At 71.2% G+C, this 21,754-nt stretch carries 17 protein-coding genes; 10 read left to right on the top strand and 7 right to left on the bottom strand.

Annotated features, from left to right (window positions below; genetic code table 11):
- Positions 1-57: 57 nt before the first annotated feature.
- The 6 genes from LN251_RS21675 to LN251_RS21650 all read left to right on the top strand — a co-directional run bounded on the left by LN251_RS21675 (position 58) and on the right by LN251_RS21650 (position 6,364).
- Positions 58-453, top strand: coding sequence for a DUF742 domain-containing protein (locus LN251_RS21675; protein WP_016432454.1), 396 nt, complete (start codon positions 58-60; stop codon positions 451-453).
- On the top strand, positions 434-1,009 hold the full coding sequence (locus LN251_RS21670) for a GTP-binding protein (RefSeq protein ID WP_058922977.1): 576 nt from the start codon (positions 434-436) through the stop codon (positions 1,007-1,009). The genes LN251_RS21675 and LN251_RS21670 overlap by 20 nt, the downstream gene beginning before the upstream one ends.
- Before the next feature lie 387 nt (positions 1,010-1,396).
- On the top strand, positions 1,397-4,687 hold the full coding sequence (locus LN251_RS21665; protein WP_458245833.1) for a nitrate- and nitrite sensing domain-containing protein: 3,291 nt from the start codon (positions 1,397-1,399) through the stop codon (positions 4,685-4,687).
- A 10-nt stretch (positions 4,688-4,697) separates the two neighbouring features.
- Positions 4,698-5,111: a roadblock/LC7 domain-containing protein gene (locus LN251_RS21660; RefSeq protein WP_030948713.1), complete on the top strand. Its 414-nt coding sequence runs from the start codon at positions 4,698-4,700 to the stop codon at positions 5,109-5,111.
- Between the two features lie 97 nt (positions 5,112-5,208).
- Entirely contained in the window at positions 5,209-5,802 is a 594-nt protein-coding gene (locus LN251_RS21655) for a DUF742 domain-containing protein (protein WP_362987745.1), read from the top strand.
- Positions 5,783-6,364, top strand: a complete 582-nt coding sequence (locus LN251_RS21650) for a GTP-binding protein (RefSeq protein WP_026248371.1) — start codon at positions 5,783-5,785, stop codon at positions 6,362-6,364. The genes LN251_RS21655 and LN251_RS21650 overlap by 20 nt, the downstream gene beginning before the upstream one ends.
- 153 nt (positions 6,365-6,517) lie before the next feature.
- On the opposite strand, the gene LN251_RS21645 is transcribed toward LN251_RS21650, so the two are convergent.
- From LN251_RS21645 to LN251_RS21635, 3 genes are all read right to left on the bottom strand, one after another.
- Positions 6,518-6,709, bottom strand: coding sequence for an acyl-CoA carboxylase subunit epsilon (locus LN251_RS21645; protein WP_058922980.1), 192 nt, complete (start codon positions 6,707-6,709; stop codon positions 6,518-6,520).
- Between the two features lie 57 nt (positions 6,710-6,766).
- Positions 6,767-8,362 carry an acyl-CoA carboxylase subunit beta gene (locus LN251_RS21640; protein WP_458245832.1) on the bottom strand — a complete coding sequence of 532 codons (1,596 nt, stop codon included), beginning with the start codon at positions 8,360-8,362 and terminating at the stop codon, positions 6,767-6,769.
- A 154-nt stretch (positions 8,363-8,516) separates the two neighbouring features.
- The gene (locus tag LN251_RS21635) at positions 8,517-10,823 is read right to left on the bottom strand and encodes a polysaccharide lyase 8 family protein (protein WP_458245831.1); all 2,307 of its coding nucleotides are present in this window, start codon (positions 10,821-10,823) and stop codon (positions 8,517-8,519) included.
- Positions 10,824-10,979: 156 nt separating this feature from the next.
- Between LN251_RS21635 and LN251_RS21630 the strand changes: the two genes are divergently transcribed.
- Entirely contained in the window at positions 10,980-11,531 is a 552-nt protein-coding gene (locus tag LN251_RS21630; RefSeq protein WP_458245830.1) for a YceI family protein, read from the top strand.
- A 93-nt stretch (positions 11,532-11,624) separates the two neighbouring features.
- Here the strand turns inward: LN251_RS21630 and LN251_RS21625 are convergent, their stop codons facing one another.
- Both LN251_RS21625 and LN251_RS21620 read right to left on the bottom strand, forming a co-directional pair.
- Positions 11,625-12,209, bottom strand: coding sequence for a YdeI/OmpD-associated family protein (locus LN251_RS21625; RefSeq protein WP_458245829.1), 585 nt, complete (start codon positions 12,207-12,209; stop codon positions 11,625-11,627).
- A gap of 87 nt (positions 12,210-12,296) precedes the next feature.
- The gene (locus tag LN251_RS21620) at positions 12,297-13,316 is read right to left on the bottom strand and encodes an FUSC family protein (protein WP_458246769.1); all 1,020 of its coding nucleotides are present in this window, start codon (positions 13,314-13,316) and stop codon (positions 12,297-12,299) included.
- A 105-nt stretch (positions 13,317-13,421) separates the two neighbouring features.
- On the opposite strand from LN251_RS21620, the gene LN251_RS21615 reads away from it, so the two are divergent.
- Complete coding sequence (locus LN251_RS21615; protein ID WP_458245828.1) at positions 13,422-13,901, top strand: MarR family winged helix-turn-helix transcriptional regulator; 480 nt, start codon at positions 13,422-13,424, stop codon at positions 13,899-13,901.
- Between the two features lie 10 nt (positions 13,902-13,911).
- On the opposite strand, the gene LN251_RS21610 is transcribed toward LN251_RS21615, so the two are convergent.
- Positions 13,912-15,258, bottom strand: a complete 1,347-nt coding sequence (locus LN251_RS21610; RefSeq protein ID WP_458245827.1) for a hypothetical protein — start codon at positions 15,256-15,258, stop codon at positions 13,912-13,914.
- A 46-nt stretch (positions 15,259-15,304) separates the two neighbouring features.
- Entirely contained in the window at positions 15,305-18,319 is a 3,015-nt protein-coding gene (locus LN251_RS21605; RefSeq protein ID WP_458245826.1) for a glycoside hydrolase family 3 protein, read from the bottom strand.
- Between the two features lie 115 nt (positions 18,320-18,434).
- Between LN251_RS21605 and LN251_RS21600 the strand changes: the two genes are divergently transcribed.
- Both LN251_RS21600 and LN251_RS21595 read left to right on the top strand, forming a co-directional pair.
- Positions 18,435-20,300, top strand: a complete 1,866-nt coding sequence (locus tag LN251_RS21600; protein WP_458245825.1) for a lectin — start codon at positions 18,435-18,437, stop codon at positions 20,298-20,300.
- 67 nt (positions 20,301-20,367) lie between these two features.
- Positions 20,368-21,735, top strand: coding sequence for an oxidoreductase (locus LN251_RS21595; protein WP_458245824.1), 1,368 nt, complete (start codon positions 20,368-20,370; stop codon positions 21,733-21,735).
- Positions 21,736-21,754 lie beyond the last annotated feature (19 nt).

The following is a 21,754-nucleotide window of genomic DNA, read 5'->3' as shown; positions in this document are numbered from 1 at the left end:
CCACCGGCCCCGTCAGACGGCTTGCCCGACCGACTTGCTGTCCCGCCCGGAGGATTCATGACCCCGCCCACCGCCTCTCATGATCCGTACGCGGAGCCGTACGAGGATGAGGGCGACCAGCCGCTGGTACGTCCTTATGCGATGACCGGTGGCCGGACCCGGCCGCGCTATCAGCTCGCCATAGAGGCGCTGATCAGCACCACGGCCGACCCGGCAGCACTCATGGGGCTGCTCCCGGAGCACCAGCGCATCTGCCACCTGTGCCGTGAGGTCAAGTCGGTGGCCGAGGTGTCGGCACTCCTCGCCATGCCCCTGGGTGTGGCCCGGATTCTCGTCGCGGACCTGGCCGAGGCCGGGCTCGTCGCCATTCACCAGCCGGGTGGCGACGAGACGACCGGTGCACCGGACGTGACCCTGCTCGAAAGGGTGCTCAGTGGACTTCGCAAGCTCTGACGGAGGGAGGGCGACCACCTCCGCGAAGATCGTCGTGGCGGGAGGGTTCGGCGTCGGCAAGACCACGTTCGTGGGTGCCGTCTCCGAGATCAACCCGCTGCGCACCGAGGCCGTCATGACGTCCGCGTCCGCGGGCATCGACGACCTCACGCACACCGGGGACAAGACCACCACCACGGTGGCCATGGACTTCGGACGTATCACGCTCGACCAGGACCTGATCCTGTATCTGTTCGGCACGCCCGGTCAGGACCGCTTCTGGTTCATGTGGGACGACCTGGTGCGCGGTGCGATCGGCGCGGTGGTGCTCGTGGACACCCGGCGCCTGGCCGACTGCTTCCCCGCGGTCGACTACTTCGAGAACAGCGGTCTGCCCTTCGTCGTCGCCCTCAACGGCTTCGACGGGCACCAGCCGTACGCCCCCGAGGAGGTTCGGGAAGCGCTGCAGATCGGCCCGGACACGCCGATCATCACGACGGACGCCCGCCACCGTGCGGATGCCAAGAGTGCGCTGATCACGCTGGTCGAGCACGCGCTCATGGCACGGCTGCGATAGCACTCAAATCAGCCATGTCGTACGGCAGTTGTCGTAGACGCATCGGAGCCGGCTGTGGCCTTTGACACGGTCGGCCCCGGTGTTCATAACGTTTCGGCAGAGGAATCGGGTGGTACGGCCACGGGTCGTTGCCAACTGGTGTCGCTGCGCACACGAAAGCCCCGTCTTTTGACGGGGCTCGCTCTTTATGACCGTTTTATCTGGGGCTTACATCACACGCAATCAGCGCTTTCCACTGTTTGGAAGAGCGCAGGCCGTCGTGCTGGAATGCCTGAACTGCCTATTAGTCAAAGACGTACTCCGTAGTACCGCGTACGCGATGACGTGATGGGCTCTGAGACACTGCGGCACGACGTTGGTGCCCGCCGCCGAGAGGTTGTTGGTCGAGTGAGGCGAAGCAAGAACGGTCCCGAGCCGTCGGCCCGGGGCAACTTCACCCCGCCGCCGCGCGGAGCGGCGCCCGCCCCTGTGCCCGTATCCGAGACCCCGGCCGCGTCCGCATCGAGCGGTGGCCGTTTCTCCCCCCGCAACTGGCGCGTGCCCACCCGGCTGAACGCGATCCTGCTCATACCTGTGGCCGTCGGCCTGGTCATGGGCGGCTTCCAGGTGAAGAACTCGATCGACACCTGGCAGGACGCCCGGGACGCGGAGAACACCGCCCGTCTGGTGGCGGCCGCCCTCACCTACAGCAACGCGCTGCTCGTCGAGCGTGACGCCACCGCCGCGCCGCTGCTGAAGGGCAAGAGCCAGACCGCCGCCGACAAGGCCCTGGTCGCCAAGCTCCGCAAGCAGACCGACCAGACCGCCGACGAGTTCGACGCCGCCGCCCGCAACATGCCGGACCGGCCCAACCTGGTCCGCCGCCTGGAGCGCTTCCGCAAGGTGGAGCCGGAGCTCGCGACGATCCGGCAGAAGGCGTACACCTCCAAGTACAAGGGGGTGGAGACCGAAGAGACCTACGTCGACATCGAGCACCCGCTCCTGGAGTTCTCCAACGAGCTCGGCCTCGGCACCGGCAACATCACCAGCTACGGCCGCTCGGTCTACGCCATCGCCCTGGCCAAGGGCGCCCTCTCGCTCGAGCGCTCCATCGGCATGCACCTGCTGGTCAACCCGGGTCCCAAGGACACCGATCTGACCCGTCAGCGCACCGCCCTGACCTCGTACGCCTACCTGGAGGGCATCGCCCTGCAGGAGTACCAGGCCGGCGGCACCGACGAGGACCTCGCCAAGCTCAAGACGGCCGAGAACCAGATCAAGGTCGACGGTGCGGCGATGGCCAAGCAGGCCGCCGCGCAGGCCGCCGCCCAGAACCAGAAGTACGTGCCGCCGCCCGCCGACCCCACGGCCATGATCGCGGGGATGTCCCAGCTGCAGACGACGGCTCCGGCCGCTCGTGAGGCGCTGGCCGGGGAGGGCATCAGCGCGCAGAACTGGTGGGGCTTCACCACCCTCAAGTTCGACGCGTACCGCAAGCTGGAGAAGGAGAAGGCCGACACCGCGGTGAGCGAGGCGTCGACCATCGCCGACAACGCCAAGCGGGACGCCCTGATCACCGGCGCCATCGTCATCGTCGCGCTGCTGCTCGCGTTCATCCTGGCCGGCGCCGTCGCGCGGCAGATGTCCCGCTCGATGCGCCAGCTGCGCAACGCCGCCTTCGGCATCGCCGAGCAGCGCCTGCCGATGCTCGTCGACCAGCTCTCGCGCACCGACCCGGGCCGCGTGGACACCCGCGTACAGCCCATCCCGATCAACACCCGCGACGAGATCGGCGAGGTCGCCCGCGCCTTCGACCAGGTCCACCGCGAGGCCGTCCGGCTCGCCTCCGAGCAGGCCCTGCTCCGCGGCAACATCAACGCGATCTTCACCAACCTCTCCCGGCGCAACCAGTCGCTGATCGAGGGCCAGCTGACGCTGATCACCGAGCTGGAGAACAACGAGGCCGACCCGGACCAGCTGGAGAACCTCTTCCGCCTGGACCACCTCGCGACCCGTATGCGCCGCAACGGCGAGAACCTCCTGGTCCTCGCGGGCGAGGAGCCCGGCCGCCGCTGGGACCAGCCGGTCCCGCTGGTCGACGTCCTGCGCGCCGCCTCCTCCGAGGTGGAGCAGTACGAGCGCATCGAGCTGCAGGGCGTCCCGGAGGCCGAGATCCACGGCCGCGCCGTGACCGACCTCGTGCACCTGCTCGCCGAGCTGCTGGAGAACGCCACCACGTTCTCCTCCCCGCAGACCAAGGTCCGTGTCACCGCGACCCGTCTGCCCGACGGCCGCGTCATGATCGAGATCCACGACAAGGGCATCGGCCTGACGGCCGAGGACTTCGCGGACATCAACCACAAGCTGGCGAACCCGCCGACCGTGGACGCCGCGATCTCCCAGCGCATGGGCCTGTTCGTGGTCGGCCGGCTGTCCGACCGGCACGGCATCCGCGTCCAGCTGCGCCCCTCCGGCGAGCAGGCGGGCACCACCTCGCTGGTCATGCTGCCGGACGCGATCACCCACGGCGGTGGCGGCGAGCAGCAGATGAACCGCGACGAGTTCACCGTCTCGCAGATCATCCCGGAGCAGAACTTCCAGGGTGAGGACTTCAGCCAGCCGATGCGTACGGCGGCGGAGCTCGGCTTCGACGACACCCGCTACGTGGACGTCCCGGACGACATCCGCGAGCTGGACCCCGTCGGCCGCTCGCTGATGCGCGAGGAGCGCCGGGCGGCCCTGGAGGCCCAGCAGTCGCAGGACCCGCAGCAGCAGGACCCGGCCGCCGAGACCTCGTCGTACGCGGACGCCTTCGACGCGCAGCCGGCCTACGACAACGGCTTCCCCGAGCAGCAGACCGGTTCGTTCGACCCCCGCCCGGCGTACGAGGAGCAGCAGCAGAGCCCGTACGAGGAGCAGGCGCGTCCGGCGTACGAGGAGACGGCCCAGCAGCCGGCGTACCAGGACCCGTACTTCCCGCAGAACGGCTCCCTGCCGCAGAACGACACCTTCTCGTCGAACGGCGGCTACCCCGAGCCCGGCTATGCGGAGCCGGCGCAGCAGGAGCCCTCGGTCGCCCACGCCGCCGCCCCGGAGACCTACTCGGCCTTCGAGCAGCGCCGCTACCAGGACGACTGGCCGCAGCAGGACGGCTACCAGAACGGCTACCCGGACCAGTACGCTCCGGAAGCGGAACCTGCCCAGGCCGCTGACGCGAGTGAGGCGGACCGCGTAGGCTTCGACCGTCCGGGACCGGCTTCCTCCGTCGCCCACCAGCTGACCGACGCCGGGCTGCCCCGCCGCGGATCCCTCGCGGGCGGTACGAACGGCTCGAACGGCACGCGGCACGCGCACCAGGAGACGTCGGCCCCGGCATCGGCTCCGGCTTCGGAAGGCAACGGCTCCGGCGACTGGCGCTCGGCGAACGACCAGCGCTGGCAGCAGGCCTCGCAGCTGAAGAAGCCCAAGGCGGGCGGGGTCACCTCCTCCGGCCTGCCGCGGCGGATACCGAAGGCCAACCTGGTCGACGGGGCCGCCGAGCCCACCCCCCAGGGGGGCCCACAGGTCTCCCGAGCCCCGGAGGACGTCCGGGGACGATTGAGCAACCTGCGGCGCGGTGTCCAGCGGGCCCGCACCGCAGGCGGAGAAACGAACGGTCAGGGCTTCGGTCCTGACAGCACCTACAACCAGGAGCGTTAGTGTGAGCCCGATGAGCCAGGCGGCACAGAACCTGAACTGGTTGATCACCAACTTCGTGGACAACACCCCGGGGGTGTCCCACACGGTGGTGGTCTCCGCCGACGGACTCCTTCTGGCGATGTCCGAAGGGTTTCCGCGCGACCGCGCCGACCAGCTGGCGGCCGTCGCCTCCGGTCTGACCTCGCTGACCGCCGGAGCCTCACGGATCTTCGAGGGCGGCAGCGTGAACCAGACGGTTGTGGAGATGGAGCGGGGATTCCTGTTCCTCATGTCCATCTCCGACGGTTCCTCGCTCGCGGTACTCGCACATCCGGAGGCGGACATCGGCCTCATCGGGTACGAGATGGCGCTTCTGGTGGACCGTGCCGGTACGGTCCTGACGCCCGATCTGCGGGCCGAGCTCCAGGGCAGCCTGCTCAACTGACAGACGGACGGTGCGTTTTGCCGTCCCGGGGCCGTAAGGTTTCGGGACGCGGCTCCACAGGGATGGGTGCCCGGCACGGTCGGAGGAGGAGAAGAGAGTGGCAACACCACCAGGCGGTTCGAATACGGGCAACTGGTCGTACGGCCCTGCCCAGGGCCAGGGCGACGGTTCCCAGAACCCGAACCGTTACAACTTCCCCTCCGCACCGAACCAGCGGCGTCACCAGCCGTACGCCCCCCAGGGCCCCCAGGGTCCCGGTCCGTCGCCGTACGACCAGCCGCCCGCTCCCCGCATCCAGCCCGTGCAGCCGCATCGACGCGCCCCCGAGCCGGCGCCCGCGGGGGCGTCGAACAACCCCTTGGTGCGTCCGTACGCCATGACCGGCGGCCGGACGCGCCCGCGCTACCAGCTCGCCATCGAGGCGCTGGTGCACACCACCGCGCAGCCGCATCAGATGCAGGGCCAGTTGCCCGAGCATCAGCGGATCTGCAACCTCTGCCGGGAAATCAAGTCGGTAGCCGAGATCTCGGCCCTGCTCACGATTCCTCTCGGCGTGGCCAGGATCCTCGTCGCCGACTTGGCGGAGGCAGGACTGGTCGCCATTCATCAGCCCGGCGGCGACGAGAACGCCGGCGGCCAGCCAGACGTGACACTGCTCGAAAGGGTGCTCAGTGGACTTCGCAAGCTCTAGCGGCGGTCCTTCCCGCTCCACCACCTCGGCGAAGATCGTGGTGGCGGGTGGCTTCGGCGTGGGCAAGACCACGTTCGTCGGGGCCGTTTCGGAGATCAACCCGCTGCGCACAGAGGCCGTCATGACGTCCGCTTCGGCAGGCATCGACGACCTCACCCACACCGGAGACAAGACGACCACCACGGTCGCCATGGACTTCGGCCGTATCACTCTGGACCAGGACCTGATCCTGTACCTCTTCGGTACGCCGGGCCAGGACCGCTTCTGGTTCATGTGGGACGACCTGGTGCGCGGCGCGATCGGCGCGATCGTGCTGGTCGACACCCGGCGCCTGGCCGACTGCTTCCCGGCGGTCGACTACTTCGAGAACTCGGGTCTGCCGTTCGTCATCGCCCTGAACGGCTTCGACGGCAACCAGCCGTACAACCCCGACGAGGTCCGCGAGGCCCTGCAGATCGGTCCCGACACCCCGATCATCACGACGGACGCCCGCCACCGCGCGGACGCGAAGTCGGCGCTCATCACGCTCGTCGAGCACGCGCTGATGGCTCGCCTGCGGTAGGCGGACGGTTCGGGCGGCCACTGGGCTGCCTCGGACGGTTCGATGCCGTCTGCGGGTGGCCCAGTGGCTTGTCGCGCAGTTCCCCGCGCCCCCGCACATGACTGAGGGCCCCTCCGGATGGAGGGGCCCTCAGTCATGTGTACCGAACTGCGCTCAGCGCCAGCTGTGCGGCGCCCGGAAGCCGTTCTCGCGCTCCAGGCGGCGCCAGCCGGCCTTCGGGCGGCCGCGGTGGGCCGGCTCGGTGGCGGGCTGGGCGGCCGCGCGGGCCAGGAGGACGGCCGTGATGGCGGCGACTTCCTCGGGGTCGGCGTGGCCCTTCTCGACGCGGATGTCAGGAGTGCTCATAGGTCTCAGTCTCCGTGAGAGAGGTTTCCGCGAGGGTGTCGCGGAGGGTCCGCTGGGTTACTGCGGGGGGTTGCCGTGCTTGCGGGAGGGCAGGTCGGCGTGCTTGGTCTGCAGCATCGCGAGGGAGCGGACGAGGATCTCGCGGGTCTCGGTCGGGTCGATGACGTCGTCGACCAGGCCGCGCTCGGCCGCGTAGTACGGGTGCATCAGCTCGGACTTGTACTCCTTGACCATGCGGGCCCGCATGGCCTCGGGGTCCTCGGCCTCGGCGATCTGGCGGCGGAAGATGACGTTGGCGGCGCCTTCCGCTCCCATCACGGCGATCTCGTTCGTCGGCCAGGCGTAGGTGAGGTCGGCGCCGATGGACTGGCTGTCCATCACGATGTAGGCACCGCCGTAGGCCTTGCGCAGGATCAGGGAAATGCGCGGGACGGTCGCGTTGCAGTAGGCGTACAGCAGCTTGGCGCCGTGGCGGATGATTCCGCCGTGCTCCTGGTCGACACCGGGCAGGAACCCGGGGACGTCCAGGAACGTGACGATCGGGATGTTGAAAGCGTCACACATCTGGACAAAGCGCGCAGCTTTTTCCGATGCCTCGATGTCCAGGACGCCCGCGAGGACCTGCGGCTGGTTGGCGACGATGCCGACGACCTGGCCGTCGAGCCGACCCAGCGCGCAGATGATGTTGCGCGCCCAGCGCTCGTGGACCTCCAGGTACTCGCCGTCGTCGACGATCTCCTCGATGACCTTGGCCATGTCGTACGGGCGGTTGCCGTCCGCCGGGACCAGGTCCAGGAGCACGTCGCTGCGGCGGTCCACCGCGTCCGCGCTCTCCACCCGCGGCGGGTTCTCCCGGTTGTTCTGCGGGAGGAGCGAGAGCAGGTAACGGACCTCCGCGATGCAGGTCTCCTCGTCGTCGTACGCGAAGTGGCACACGCCGGAGGTCTCGGCGTGGACGTCGGCGCCGCCGAGGCCGTTCTGGGTGATCTCCTCGCCGGTCACCGCCTTGACCACGTCGGGTCCGGTGATGAACATCTGCGAGGTCTCGCGGACCATGAAGACGAAGTCCGTCAGGGCGGGGCTGTAGGCCGCGCCGCCCGCGCACGGGCCGAGCATCACCGAGATCTGCGGGATGACGCCGGATGCCTTGGTGTTGCGCTGGAAGATGCCGCCGTAGCCGGCGAGGGCGGAGACGCCCTCCTGGATGCGGGCGCCGGCGCCGTCGTTGAGGGAGACCAGCGGGGCACCGGCCGCGATGGCCATGTCCATGATCTTGTGGATCTTCGTGGCGTGGGCCTCGCCCAGCGCGCCGCCGAAGATGCGGAAGTCGTGGGCGTAGACGAAGACGGTACGGCCCTCGACCGTGCCCCAGCCGGTGATGACACCGTCGGTGTGCGGCTTCTTGGCCTCCAGGCCGAAGCCGGTGGCCCGGTGCCGGCGCAGCTGCTCGACCTCCTGGAAGGAACCGGCGTCCAGCAGCAGCTCGATGCGCTCCCGGGCGGTCAGCTTGCCCTTGGCGTGCTGCGCCTCGGTCGCCTTCTCGCTCGGCCCGGCCAGCGCCCGCGCACGGATCTCGTGCAGCTCGGCCACCCGTCCACGCGCGTCCGTCGGCTCACCCGTCGACTCACCCGGCGCCTCATCCAAAACGGTCATGTAGTGACCTTACGAAGGACACGGGGGAAAGCGAGCCGTCGACTCCGTACAGTCTCCGGCCCGTTTTCCTGGTAGCACTGAACAGAACCAGGGCCGCATGCAGCCGTTCCGACTGCTCAGAGGGCGTCCGTGTTGTAGGGGGCCGACAAAGTCGTCAGCCGAGAGTCAGCTCACATCCGTGCGTCGCACATGACACGCCTGGGGTAATGCGCAGGGTCGTACGGCGGCCCGTCGACACTACCCGGACCGCATCGTCGGCGCGGATCACCCCGCGCACCGGATGGTGCCAGGTGATCTCCAGCGGCTCCCCCGTTCGGGGCGGCTCGCTCACCCGGAGGGTGGCGGTGCGGCCGTGCCGGCGCAGCAGGACGCTCGCGGGGGCGGAGGAGGTCAGGGGGCCCGCCGTGCCGGGCTGCCAGAAGTTGGCGGCCGTCACGCCGAGGGAGGGGACGTGGACGGCCTGGCGGCCGGCGTCGTTGGCGAGGAGGGTCAGCCAGTGCCGGTCCGCGGCGCGGGCCGCGACCGCCCGCCGGGAGGCGCCGGGCATGAGGACGTACAGGCAGGAGGCGTCCTCGGGGTCGTTGCCGTGGTCCAGCCAGAGGGTCTGCCAGCGGCGGGTGGCCCGCTCGTCGGTGCTGGTGGTGTTGATGTCGGACCAGGCGCCGGTGCGGTCCTCGCGCAGGGTGCGCAGGTCGCCGCGCGGCACCACCCAGCCGCCGTGTCCCTCCAGGTGGGCCCAGCCAGGCCCCCGTACGAACTCCTGCGTGCCGCCCTCCCCGAGGTTCCGGTTGTCCACCACCGTCTCCACCGGGACGCCGTCGGTGCAGCTGATGCCGGCGCCCAGGCAGATCACCGCGTCCGCCAGGCAGAACCAGGACTTGCGGGCTTGAAGCGTGGAGCCGAGGCCTTTGAGGTGCTGGCCGACGGCCGCGTACTCGCCGTCGGTGGTGCCGCCCACCCAGCGGACGTCCGGCTTGGGGGCGCCCCACTCGCCGCCGGCGCGGTCGGGCAGGCGGAGCGTGGAGACGGTGGTGCCGGGCAGGCGGTAGGGGTCGACGGTGGGCCAGTACCAGTCGGTGTACTGGTCGGTGGGCCGTCGGGCGGCCCACCACGAGAGCATCCCGGCGCCGGTGTGCCAGCCGCGCGGGTTCTCGCCGTTGCCGCACTCGTAGTACGTGATGCGGTCGCTGCACATGGCGATGCTCGCGGTGAACGCGGGGCGGCGGTGGACGGCGCGGTCCATGGCCGGGAAGAGGCGGTGCCCCACGGGTTCCGGAGCGGCGGGGACCGGTGCGTCGGCGACCGCGTGCAGCCGCGCCAGGTCGGCCACTCCGAACTGAGGGGCCGTCAGGATCGGTGTCACCGTGTCCCGTTCGATCCAGCCCTTGACGTACGACGTCCAGCGGGCGCTCTGCGCCGGGCTCGCGCCGCCCGCCAGCAGGGCGATGGCGGCGATGACGCCCTGCCCGTGGAAGTGGTCGCTGCGCATCACGTGCAGGTCGTCGCTCCTGAGGTAGCCGCGGCTGACGGCGCGGCCGTTGACGCTGTCCATCACCAGCCCGTCGTGGAGGAGCGGCGCGTAGGCGTGCTCCACGCTGTCGAGGACGATCCGCCGGTTCGGGTCGGTGACCTCCCAGGGGGACCCTGCCAGCAGGGTGAACAGCCGGCCCAGGCCGTCGAGCATGACCTGGCCGTAGGTCCCCGAGTAGGCGACCCAGGTGTGCTGGACGAAGGACCCGTCGGCGTAGAGCCCGTCGCCGTGGGTGACGTACGGGAAGACCGGGGAGAGGGCGTCCCGGGCGAGGGCGATCTTCGCGTCCGCGCGTCCGAGGATGCCGCGCAGGGCGACCGAGCGGCACAGGTCGACGCGGTTGGCGCCGGTGGAGGTGCCGGAGTAGTCGGTCAGCATCGTGTCGGGGACGAAGTGGTCCACGGCCGCGCAGGCCGCCTGCCGCCGGTCGTCGGTGAGGTGGCCGTACAGGGCGGCGGTGATGTCCATCAGCAGCCGCGGGCTGCCGATCTGCCACTCCCACCAGTTGCCGTAGCGGGTGGTGGAGGGGTTGTAGACGGTGGCGGAGAGGTGGTCGAGGCCGCGCAGCACGTCCGCGAGGAGCGCCGGGTCGCCGGTGGAGCCGGTGCCCGGCTGGACGTACGCCTGGGTCATCGTCCACAGGCGGCTGTAGCTCTGGGTGATGCCGGCGGGCGGGTCGAAGGGGTAGCCGGGCCAGAGGGAGGTGGGGGTGGGGGCCATGGCGGCCCTGAAGGCGCGGGCCAGCTCGCCGGTCCGGGCGAGGCGGGAGGCGTACGGCTCGGCGGCGGGGTCGTAGCCGGTGCCGAGGGCGAGGTCGAGCCAGCGAAGACGGAGGGTCTCGTAGGGGTCGGGGACGGTGGCGTGGGCGGGGGGCGCGGTCGTGGCGAGGAGGGCGGCGGCCAGCAGGACGGCGCGACGGGTGGGTCTCATGAGGCCTCTACGACGAGAGTTCATGCCCTGGGCGTCTACCACCTTCCGGTCGCCTCGCCAACACTTCCCGAATGATGTTGAAACTTGAAGGGAATAGGTCTAACGTCGTCGGTGTTGAGTAGTTCAACGTTCAACATCCTCCCTAAGGAGCACCTCATGAGCACCGACCTCACCACCCTGACCGGCGACTACACGATCGACGCGGCCCACTCCACGATCGGCTTCACCGTCCGGCACGCCATGGTCACCAACGTCAAGGGCAAGTTCAACGACTTCAGCGGCTCGCTGCACCTGGACGGCGGCAACCCGTCCGCCTCGACCGCCTCCATCGACGTCAAGATGGAGAGCATCGACACCGGGTCGGCCGACCGTGACGGGCACCTGCGGAGCGCGGACTTCTTCAAGACCGAGGAGTTCCCGACCATGACCTTCCGCTCCACCAAGGCGGAATCCCTGGGCGGCGACGACTACCGCATCACCGGCGACCTCGAGATCCTCGGCACGACCCGCCCGGTCACCATCGACCTGGAGTTCAACGGTGCCGCGAAGGACCCCTTCGGCAACGAGCGCGTCGGCTTCGAGGGCAAGGCCGAGATCAAGCGCTCCGAGTGGGGCCTGACCTGGAACGCCGCGCTGGAGACGGGCGGTGTGCTGGTCTCCGACAAGATCAAGCTGAACTTCGACATCTCGGCGATCCGCAACGCCTGACGCGTCGCCGCACCGTGCGGGGCTGCCCGCACGCGCACCCGAGAGCGCCCGCCGACCCGCACCAGGGTGGCGGGCGCTCGGTCCGTCCCCGGGTCAGCCGCGCGCGGACGGAGCCTCCTTGGTGAGCCGGGCGACGGCGGCCGCCAGCCTGGCCGCCCGTCCCGTCGGGGTACGGGCCGTGAGCAGCGCGAAGATCACCTGGTACCGGTCGGTCCGGCCGAGGCCGTCGAAGGCCGCCCGCGCCCGCGGGTCCCCTGCCAGCGCCGCCTCGAGGTCCGCGGGCACCTCGGCCTCCCGCTGCGGGGCGTACGCCGCCGCCCACCGCCCGTCGGCCCGGGCGGCCGCCACCTCGGCGAGCCCCGCCGGCCGCATCCGGCCGGCCTCGGTCAGCTCCGCCACGCGCCGCACGTTGACCATCGACCACAGGCTCCCCGGCCTGCGAGGCGTGATCCTCTGCAGGAAGTACACGGCGTCGAGCGCCTTGCGCTGCCCGGTGATCCAGCCGTGGCACAGGGCGACGTCGTTCACCTCCGCCCAGTTCACGGAGACGATCCCCGAGCCCTTCTTGGCGACCTTCACCCACACCTCGGCCGGCGGGGCGGGAGGGGCGGCCAGCCAGGCGTCGAGGGCTTCGGCGGAGGCGAAGGCACGGGGTTCGGCGTCGTCGCGGGGGCTCATGGCCCCACCGTAGGAACGAAGTAGGTCGGTCCCTGTCCGCCATGCGCGCGGTCGCAGGCCACCCTCGACCTCCTGAAAGACGCCCGCTCAACCCTCGCTCGGTCGTACGACGGCTCGCGCGGTGCGCGTCCGTCCGCGGGGTACCGGGAGCAGCCACCAGGCGGACGCCACCGAGAGGGCGGCGCCGACGGCGATGCCCTCCAGCCGGGTCGGCAGCAGGCTCTGGGCGTCCTGGCCGAAGTAGCCGAGGAGGAGGGAGAGGGCGCAGGTCATGCCGGCGGCCCAGTAGGCGTAGCTGAGGGGGCGCAGCCACAGCGCGACGGTGAGCACGATGAACATCAGCGCCACGCAGGTGTGGCCGGTGACGCCGGCCGCCGCCACGGCCACCGCGAGCAGCGTACCGGCACAGGCCCCGGCGAGCCGTTCGATCCCCTTGCGCAGGACGTCGTCGCGGCCCCGGTTGCCGCTCGCGGCGACGTACGCGGTGAGGACGACCCACGGCCAGTGGTGGTCGAAGAGCAGGCTGCCCAGAGCGAAAGCCGCGGCGATCCCGGCCGCCATCTGCAGGGCCATGCGGGTGCTCGGGCGGGGGTGGAGGCGGGAAGGGCGGCGCGGCGGTTCGGGGGCCGGTTCGGCGCGCCACGGCCCGAACCGGTCGCCCAGCGCCTGCACCAGCCAGACGGACCCGCAGGCCAGCGCCCCGATCAGCGCCGACCAGCACCAGGTCACCAGCCCGCTCTGCGCCTCGGGCGGCAGCGCGGGGCCGGGGACGACCAGAAGGGCGATCAGCGGCAGGGCCAGCAGCGTGCCGATCCTGGTGGCGGTGGGCCCGTAGCGGCGGATCCAGATGGCCAGCGCCATCCACACCGTGTAGACGGCGGCGCCGGCCGCGTAGTGGGAGGCGACCAGCCGTCCGAGGAAGATCGAGGCGCCGGCCATGGCGGGCAGCAGGACCAGCGAGGTGAGGCGGCGGCGGGTGTCGGCGGTGCGCTGGGTCGCGGAGAGGGTGAGGGTCAGACAGACCGCGAGCACGAGCACGTCGGTGTGCAGTCCGTAGGCGTCCTCCAGCGCCAGGGCGGCCGCCCAGCAGAGCAGCACGGCGGTCATCGTCAACACCGCTTCATACGCATTGCGTACTAATATGGCCGTCATGTGCCCAAGATAGCGGCCAATCGACCATCGAGATAGTAACTATCTGCGTACCATCTCCTCATGGAACACCTTCCCGAAGCCGCCCGGGTCCGGCACGGCGTCCTCCGGTTCAATCGTCGGCTGCGCCAGGAGCGCGGCGCCGGAAGCCTCAGCCCCAACCAGCTGACGGTCCTCGGGCATCTGCGCCGGCGCGGGCCGTCCACGCCCGGCGAGGTGGCGGACGCCGAGCGGCAGCGGCCGCAGTCGCTCACCCGGGTCTTCGCGGAGCTGGAGGCGGAGGGCCTGATCGTGCGCGAGCCCGGCACGACGGACCGGCGGCGGTCCGTGCTCTCCCTGACCGAGGCGGGACGCCGGGCCCTGGAGCGGGACATGGCCGAGCGGGACGCGTGGCTGGCGCGGGCCCTGGAGACGCTCAGCGCGACGGAACGGGGCGTGCTGACGCTGGCGGCGGACGTGATGGAGCGCCTCGCGGACGCCGAGGTCCCGGTGCCGGACGAAGGCGGAGCCGGGGCGTCGGGGACCTCCGCCGGGAACGGCTGAGCCCGCGGGGTCAGAACCCCCCGCCGAAGTCCCCGCCGCCCCCGAAGTCCCCTCCCCCGCCGTCGCCGAAGCCGCCGCCGAAGTCGCCGGGGTCGAAGTCCGCGCCGGAGACGTCGCCGCCGTCGTAGCCGCCGGTGCCGAAGTCGCCGTAGCCGGTGCCGTAGTCGGCCGCGTAGGACGGGGTCGCCATCATGCTGCCGAGGAGGGTGCCGACGAGGAGGCCGGGGAGCAGTCCGCCGCCGAAGTAGCCGCCCGCCCAGGGGCCGTAGGCGGGGCCGGCGTCCCAGTACGGGCGGCGGCCGTAGTCGGTGTCGACCTCGCGGACGACCGGGTCCCGGCCGTCGGCGAGGCGGGTGGCGTCGGCGGCGCAGACGGGCACCTCGCGCGGGGCGCCGCCGGGCGGCGTCCAGGTGGCGTCCGCGACGGACGGGCCGTGGCGCGGGTCGAAGAAGCAGGGCGGCCGGCGCTCGGGCAGCGGGCGGCCCTCACGGCGGGCGGCGAGCTGGGCGAGGCTGAAGCGGCCGTCCTCCAGGGCCTGGGTGACGGACCGGACGTCCTCGGGTTTCGCGGCGGCGGCCATGGACGACTTCGCCTGCTCGTAGGAGTCCAGCGCGCGTTCGTAGTCGGCGCGCATGGCGTCGTCGGCGCCGGCCTCCGCCGGGTGGAAGTCGAGCCGGTCCAGTTCCTCGCCGAAGGCCGTGATGTCCTCGTCGACGACGACCCTCAGCCGCTCCAGCGCGGCCCGCTGCTCCTCGGCCCGGCGGCGCCGGTTGCGGCGTACGAGCGCGTAGGCGCCGCCGCCCCCGGCGACCAGCACCACGCCGACAGTGATCAGCGCGGTGGACGACAGCCCGCCTCCGCCGCCGGAGGAGCCCCAACTGCTCGGCGCGGAACCGCCCATGTTGGCGAGGGCCCGGTCGGCGAAGTCGTTCAGCTGGGCCTTGGCGTCCTCCCCCTGCACGCTGCCGACCAGGTTCCGCACGGCGGTGCGCGGCAGGACCGTGGCGTCGGCGCGGGCGTCGAAGCGGTCGCCGAGGCGGATGCCGTACAGGCCGGTGATGCCGGTGGCGGTGCGCAGGTTCGTGAACAGGTTCCGGGTCGGGTAGTCGGCGGGCAGGACGGCGATGAACAGGGGTTTGTCGGCGTCCCTGATCTTCTTGGCGAGGGCGTCGGCGTCGCCGGCGGACAGCTGGGCGGAGGCCGCCGGATCGACGTAGACCGGGCTTCTGCGCAGGGCGTCGGCGATCGTCGAGACGCCGGTCGTGGCCTGGGCCCGGGGGGCGGTCACGGTCAGCAGGACGATCACCAGGGCCAGCAGCAGCCCGGGGAGGCTTCGGGTCCGTACGACGGCCTTCATGGTTCGAAGCTACCCGAAGCCCCCCAAAACCGGTCAGCGGCGCAGGTCAGTCCACCGCCTTCCAGGCCGTCTCCAGGCGCTGGACGGCCGCCCCGTAGCGCCCGGTGAGCGCGAGGTGGTCGGCGTCGGCGAAGGGCTTGGCGAGCGCCGGCGTGATGTTCCGGCCCGCCTTGTGCTGGACGATCAGCCGGGCCTTGGCCACCAGTGCGCGGCCCGCCTTGTCCGCGCCGGCCCGCTCGGCGACGCCCGCGGCCACCGCGAGGGCCTTGAGGGTGCCCGCGCCGCCCTGCGGCACCTTGGTCAGGGTGGTCAGGCCCCAGCCGTAGGGGAACTGCGGATCGTAGGAGGCGTCACCGACGTTGATCGGCAGCTGGGCCTCCGACTTCGGCCAGGTGACGGGCAGTTGCCCGGTGAAGGGCCGCTTGCCGTAGAGCACGTCGGCGACACCGTCGCCCTCGGTGCCGGGGAGCCAGGACGCCACCAGCGCGTCGACGGAGCCGAGCCGGTCGCCGATGAGCTGCGGCCGCCCGGAGACGATCAGCACCGCGCACTTCATCGCGGCGCACACCGTGTCGACGGCCGCCTTGTCGGCGGCGGAGAGCTGGAGGTCGTGGCCGTTGCCGACGTCGCCGACTCCCTCGGCGTAGGGCGTCTCGCCGACGACGACCACGCCGACGTCGTAGTCGGACGTGGGCGCGGAGGCGTCCTTGGAATAGGTGACGTCCCCGTCCTTGCGCATCGCGTCGAGGATGGTGGTGCCCTGGGTGTGGGTGCCGGAGGCGCCCTGCCAGGTGATGGTCCAGCCGCCGGTCTGGTTGCCGAGGTCGTCGGCGTTGGACCCGGCGACGTAGACCTTCTGGTTCTTCCTCAGCGGCAGCACGCCGTGCGCGTTCTTCAGCAGCACCTGCGACTCGGCGGCCGCCTGCCGGGCCACGGCCCGGTGCGCGGCGGAGCCGATCCGGGAGGCGTTCGCGGTGTCGGCGTAGGGGTGCTCGAAGAGCCCGAGGCGGAACTTCTGGGTGAGGACGCGCGCCACGGCGTCGTCGATCCGCTTGCCGCTGACCCGGCCGGCCTTCACCTCGTCGACGAGGGTGGCGGTGAAGTCCTTGTAGGAGTACGGCACCATCATCATGTCGACGCCCGCGTTCACGGCGGTGCGCACGTGGGCGGGGTAGTCCCCCGGGAGCTGGTCGATGGCGTTCCAGTCGCTGATGACGAACCCGTCGAAGCCCATGCGGCCCTTGAGCACACCGTTGATCATGTCGGCGCGGGCGTGCATCTTCACCGGGCCCTGTCCGTCGCCGAGGACGTCCAGCGAGGAGTAGGACGGCATGACCGTGCCGACCCCGCGGTCGACGGCCGTGCGGAACGGCGCCAGGTGCACGGCCTCCAGCTCCTGCCGGGTGACCTTGGTGACGCCCTGGTCGATGGTGTAGCTGCCGGTGGTGGAGGAGCCGTAGGCGGTGCCGCCGTCGCCGACGAAGTGCTTCGCGGTGGCCAGCACCTTGTCGCCGTGACTCAGGTCCCTGCCGTCGGCTCGCCCCTGGAGGCCCTGGATGATCGTCTCCATGGACTCCACGAGGGCCGGGTCCTCGCCGAAGGACTCGTAGGCGCGGCCCCAGCGTTCGTCGCGGGAGACGCAGAGGCAGGGCGCGAAGTCCCAGGGGACGCCGGTGGCACGGACCTCACTGGCCGTCACTGCCCCCGTCCGCTCGGCGAGTTGGGGGTCGCGGGTGGCTCCGATGCCGATGTTGTGCGGCATGATCGTGGCGCCGGCCAGGTTGTTGTGGCCGTGCACGGCGTCGACGCCGTAGACGAGGGGGATCTGCAGGCGGGTCGCCTGCGCCCGGAGCTGGAAGGCGTCGATCATCTTCGCCCAGGCGGCCGGGGTGTTGGGCGTGGGGGTCGAGCCGCCGCCGGAGAGCAGTGAGCCGAGGTCGTAGGCGGTGACGTCGGCGCCCTCCCCGACCGCACCGCGCTCGGCCTGGGTCATCTGCCCGGCCTTCTCGGTCAGGGACATGCGGGACAGGAGGTCGGCGACGCGCTTCTTGACGGGCAACTTGGCGTCGAGATACGGCAGTCCGTGCGCGTCGATGACGATCTGCGGGTTCTCCGCCGGGGCCTTGGCGCCGGTGACCGTCAGTTTCAGCGGGATCGTCTCGGCGGTCTCGGCGGACTTGTCGCGCAGGGTCGCCACCTTCACGGTCCGGGTCGCGCCGGAGGCGGTGCCCGCGGGGAAGGTGAGGGTGCCGGAGACCGGGGTGTAGTCCTTGCCGGGTTGGGCGGTGCCGGTCGCGGCCGTCTCGTAGGCGACGGTGACGGGTTCGTCCAGCGGGGCGGAGCCCGTGGTGGCGACGGTGAGCCGGACGGTGGCCGTGCCGCCTTCGCGCACCGGGTGGACGGCCGCGTCGGCGGTGACCGAGGCGCGCAGGGACTGGTCGGCCTTGCCGTACAACTCCACGTCGTCCATGGCGAACCGGCCCTTGACTCCGACGGGCAGGGTGAGGGCGTAGCCCCACATCTGCGTCAGCCCGAGGACGTGGTCGATGCCGCCGACCGGCTGGTAGTCCGTGCGGTACTGGAAGTCGGTGAACGGGATCTCGATCTGCTTCCAGCCGGTGAAGTCGTCGGCGAAGGACGTCGTCCACAGTTCGGAGGCCTCGCCGTTCGTGCCGCCGTCCTTGATCTCGAAGGCGACTTTCTTGCCGTTGTCCTGGCCGTCCCACCAGAAGCGGATGCCCTTGTGGGCGGACCAGTCGTGGGCGGGGGCGTCGGCCGCGTAGTCGTGGGTGAAGCCGCCGTAGCCGCTGATGTCGTAGGTGCCGGTGAGAACCTTCGCGCCCTCGGGGGCGTCGGGTCTGGCGGTCAGCTGCAGGGCGGGCGGGTCGTCGCCGTCGCCGCCCCAGGTGAAGATGCCCTCGGCCGGCTGGGCGGCGAAGGGGACCTCGCCCTCGAAGCGGTCCACCGGGACGGGCGGCGGATCACCGGCCGCGCCGGCCGACGACAGCGGCAGCGCGGCGGCCAGCAAGGCGGTGGAGACCAGCAGAGCGGTTCTTGGCATAGACCATCCCTCGGCTCTCATGGTTCACTCAGGACTTAGCTCACGCCGTGAGTTAACTAACGGCCCCCTGGCCCGTCAAGACACCACGTCAGACATTCCGGAAGGGCGACACAGCATGAGGAGAACCCCCCGCACGGTCCGGCTCCTGCTGGCCGGACTCCTCACCACGGCCGGTCTGACCGCGGTCGGCGCTCCGGCGCACGCGGCAGGCGAACAGGTCACCGCCTGGCTCACCACCACCGACGACGCCGCCGGACGCCATGTCACGCGCGGCCTGCAGCAGCAGACCCCGTTCGCCTTCACCGCCGGGACCGGCGGGGGCGGCGAGAACATCACCGTCGACGAGAACACCCGGTACCAGACCTTCACCGGAGGCGGCGCGTCCTTCACGGACACCGCGGCCTGGCTGATGAACAGCAGCGGAGCGCTCTCGCAGGCCACGCGGGACGCGACCATGCGGAAGCTGTTCTCGCCCACGGACGGGATCGGGCTGTCGTTCCTGCGCAATCCCATGGGGGCGTCGGACCTGGCGCGGTACGGGTACACGTACGACGACGTCCCGGCCGGGCAGAGCGACCCGAACCTGAACAGCTTCTCCCTCGCGCACGACCTCGTGGACGTCGTGCCGCTGACGAAGCAGGCACTTCAGCTGAATCCCGCCTTGACTGTCATGGCCTCGCCATGGACGGCTCCGGCGTGGATGAAGGACAGCGGCTCGCTCAACGGCGGCTGGCTGAAGGCGGAGGACTACGGCGCCTACGCGAACTACTTCGTGAAGTACCTCCAGGCGTACAGGAACCAGGGGGTCGACGTCTCCTACGTCACCCCGCAGAACGAGCCGACCTGCTGCTCCGGCTATCCGTCGATGAGCTGGAACGCCTCCGGTCTGCAGTACTTCCTCAAGAGCGAGTTGCTGCCGAAGCTGCAGTCCGCGGGCCTGTCCACCAAGGTCCTGGCGCACGACTGGAACTGGGACGTCTACGACTCCTACGCGGCCGCGTCCGTGGACGACGCGGCGATCCGCACCCACCCCAACTTCGGTGGCATCGCCTGGCACGGCTACGGCGGGGACGTCGCCGAGCAGACCGCCGTGCACGACCAGTACCCGAACCTGGACGCCTTCGGCACCGAGCACTCCGGCGGCACCTGGATCGCCAACCAGCAGCGCGAGGACATGAACAACATCATCGACTACACCCGCAACTGGGCGAAGTCGGTGACCAAGTGGTCCCTCGCCGTGGACCAGAACATGGGCCCGCACAACGGCGGCTGCGGCACCTGCACCGGCCTGATCACGGTGCACGACGGCGACGGGGCGAGCGGGACCGTCGACTACACGGTCGAGTACTACACGATGGGCCAGCTGACGAAGTTCGTCCGGCCCGGCGCCCAGCGCATCGCCTCCACGGCCTCCTCGGCGGTGCCGAACGTGGCCTGGCGCAACCCCGACGGCTCCAAGGCGCTGATCGCCTACAACGACGCCTCGACCGCCAAGACGGTCACCATCAACTGGGGTTCGCAGCACGCCACTTACTCGCTGCCGGGCAAGACCTCGGCCACCTTCACCTGGAACGGCACGCAGTCCGGCGGCGGTGGCACGAGCGGATCGTTCGTGGGCCTCGCGGGCAAGTGCCTGGACGTGGCGGGCGGTTCGAGCGCGAACGGCACGGCCGTCCAGCTCTACGACTGCAACGGCTCCGCCGCCCAGCGGTGGACCGTGCAGGGCGACGGGTCGATCCGCGCCCTGGGCAAGTGCCTCGACGTCACCTCCGCCTCCACCGCGGACGGCGCCAAGGTGCAGTTGTACGACTGCAACGGCACCGGCGCCCAGCAGTGGTCGTACTCCTCCGCCACCGGGGACGTCGTGAACACCGCGGCGAACAAGTGCCTGGACGTGACCGACAACTCCTCGGCGAACGGCGCTCGCGCGCAGATCTGGAGCTGCACGGGCGCCGCGAACCAGAAGTGGCGGCTTCAGTAGGAACCCGGCCCGCGTCCACGTCCCCGGCATAGTCTGAAGGCCCGTCCGCCCCGCCGCGAGGAGAGCCGTGAGCAGCGCAGTCGACGCCGACCGCGTCCGGCGGGAGATCCTCGACGAGGACGCGGGCGGGCGTCCGTACCTGCTGCGCGACGCCCGTGTCACCGGGGAACTCCGGCTCGACGGGGCCGGGATACGGCGGGCCGTGCGGTTCGAGGGCTGCCGGTTCGACGGGCCGGTGACCCTGGAGGGGGCGAGCACGCTCGCCTTCGAGCTGGTGGACTGCGTGCTGCCGGGGCTGCGGGCCTCCACCGCCCATGTCGGCGGACGGCTCGACCTGCGCCGGTCGACCGTCGGCGAGAGCGACGGCTCCGGCAGTGCCGTCGACCTGGTGCACGCCGACATCGCCGGCGGACTGCGGCTCGACGGGGCGCACCTGGTCGCACCGGGGCGGGTCGCGCTCGAAGGCGGCGGTCTGGTCATGCGGGGCGGGGTGTTCTGCGAGGACGGTTTCGTCGCCGACGGCGAAGTGAGCTTTCCCGGCGCCGAGTTGGCGGGTGGGGTGTGGATGCGCGGGGCCCGGATCACGGTCGGGGACCCGGAGCGGTTCGCGTTCCACGGCGACGCTCTCAAGGCGTCCACCGTCCGGCTGTCCCACGGCTTCCGGGCCGACGGCAGGGTGCGGCTGCGCGGGGTGCGGGTCGAGGACCTGGTGTCGTTCAACGACGCCGAACTCCTCGGCTCCGGCTCGTCGTTGATGTGCGTGGGGATGCAGGTGGGGGCGCTCGACCTGCGGTTCGCGCGCCGGCCGGCGGGGAGCGTGAACCTGCGGACCGCGCACGCGGCCCGCGTCCAGGACGACCCGTCGACCTGGCCGCTGTCGCTGGGGCTGGACGGGCTGACGTACGAGTGGCTCGGCGAGACCGCCGGCACCCGGCGCGAGGACGTCGCCAACCGCCTCGCCTGGCTGCGCCGCCAGCCGGTCTACGCACCCCAGCCCTACGAGCAGCTCGCCTCGCGCTACCGCCGCTCCGGGCACGAGGACGAGGCGCGGCGGGTGCTGCTCGTACGGGAGCGGTGCCGGCGGGCGACGCTGGGACCGGCGGGGCGGCTGTGGGGCTGGCTGCTGGACGGCGTGGTCGCCTACGGCTACCGACCGTGGCTCGCGGGGCTGTGGCTGGCGCTGCTCACCCTGCTCGGCTCGCTCGTCTTCGACGCCCACAGGCCCGTGCCGAACAAGCCCGGAGAGGGAGGGCCGTTCAACCCGGTCGTGTACACCCTCGACCTGCTGGTCCCGGTCGGCGGCCTGGGGATGCGCGGCGACTGGCACTGGGCCCAGGCGGGCGTGCAGGCGCTCGCCTACGGCCTGGTGGGCGTCGGCTGGATCCTGACGACGGCGGTGGTGGCGGGGGTGACGCGCACGCTCAGCCGCGGCTGACGTCCGGCGCCGCGCCCGC

Source organism: Streptomyces sp. MAI_2237 (assembly GCF_054189285.1).
This window is presented reverse-complemented; position numbering and strand designations above follow the sequence as displayed.